1 protein-coding gene is annotated in these 1,566 nt (G+C 54.0%); it reads left to right on the forward strand.

Annotated features, from left to right (window positions below; all coding sequences use genetic code 11):
• Positions 1 to 48: 48 nt before the first annotated feature.
• A complete protein-coding gene (locus HMPREF2743_RS12330) occupies positions 49 to 1,542 on the forward strand; it encodes an IS30 family transposase (RefSeq protein WP_083321593.1) in 1,494 nt (497 codons plus the stop codon).
• The last annotated feature ends 24 nt before the right edge of the window (positions 1,543 to 1,566 follow it).

Here is a 1,566-nt window from a genome sequence, read left to right on the forward strand (position 1 = left end):
GGCGAGTTCAGGCGGTGAATGCATCTATACAGCTGGGAGGTTGTGTAGATGTCAGGTGATGAGAAACTACGTGAGCGGTATGTGCAGGCGTATCTGCATGATGCGCGTCCGATGTCGGTGATCCTCAAGGAGTTGGGGGTCTCGAAGGCTACGGCGAAGGTGTGGCGTCAGGCTGAGGGCCTTAGCCGTGGTCAGCGCCATCGGAGTCTGAATTTGGATAAATACAAAGATCAATACCAAAAGGTCGTTGCTCTTGTAGAAAGTGGCCAGTCTGCGCATAGCGCACTGAAAGAGACAGGTTTCCCACAGACCGCTTACCGATACCTTGCGCAAGACGGTATCCAACTCGCCAACAATAGTCGCGGTGGAGCCATACAACGCGAGCGGGATCGCATTGCTAAAGCTTTGAAACTTGTTGATGCTGGCAAAAGCTATAAGGAAGTCGGCCAGGTAGTTGATCGCTGTGCTGACACGGTGAGAACGTGGCACCATAATCGCATGTCTGGGCGTTTGATACTCAATGATCATCCCACTGAATCCGAATCGAAGGTAGGACGCGGAAAGCGCCTTATCCGCCATGACCGGATAGCGATAGCCTATCTGCTGAAGCAGGGCCATTCTCATCGTGAGATTGCAGCCCAGCTTGGCCGGAATCAGTCGACGATTAGTAGAGAAATCGCCCGTGGGATGACTGAGCATGGCTACGATGCCCTCGTGGCGCAAAAGCGGGCTGTAGACCGTTTAGCCAGGCCTAAACCCCGCAAACTCGATACCAACCCGCAGTTGCGTGCCTTTGTCGTCAAGGGGTTGAACACGAAGTGGTCGCCGGAGCAGATTTCAAACTTTCTTGCCCGCTGCTTCGGTAAAGGTGGGGATATGTCGATTAGTCATGAAACCATCTACCAAGCTCTCTACATCCAAGCTAAAGGTGCCTTGCGCCAGGAATTGAAGGTAGAAAAAGCCCTGCGTTCTGGGCGCACCGGCCGAAGGCCACAATCGCGCCTGCCAGCCCGCGGTAATCGAAGCTGGATTGGTGAGGACTACCGCATCAGTAAACGCCCTGCCAGTGTTGAAGACCGCGCTGTTCCAGGACACTGGGAAGGCGATCTCATCATCGGGCAGGGAGGCACAACGGCGCTGGTGACCTGTGTGGAGCGCAGTACGCGCTACACCATGATCCGCAAACTTGATGTGCATGATTCCGCCACGACTGTCGATAAGTTAATCGAGATGTTTACCGGCAAAATACGCAACATCACCAAAACGCTGACCTGGGACCAAGGCGTGGAACTAGCCCAAGTAGACAGGCTGAGCATCGAACGTGGGCTCGCAGTCTACTTCTGTGATCCGCACTCACCCTGGCAGCGTCCTACCAATGAAAACACCAACGGGCTAGTCCGAGACTTCCTACCCAAAGGAAGCGACTTTAGTACCCTGACCGATAAGGGCGTCCAGCAGATTCAAGATCTACTCAACGGGCGCCCCAGAAAAGTCCTCAACTGGTACACACCGGAAGAGAAAATCCAGGAACTATTCAAGTGATGCATCCACCGCTTGAAACCGCCT

Source organism: Corynebacterium sp. HMSC036D02, assembly GCF_001836165.1.
Classification (GTDB): Bacteria; Actinomycetota; Actinomycetes; order Mycobacteriales; family Mycobacteriaceae; genus Corynebacterium.

What these genes read in the sequence shown, in the direction of transcription:
- HMPREF2743_RS12330 (WP_083321593.1), top strand. Translation starts at nt 49, where the DNA reads ATGTCAGGTGATGAGAAACTACGTGAGCGGTATGTGCAGGCGTATCTG.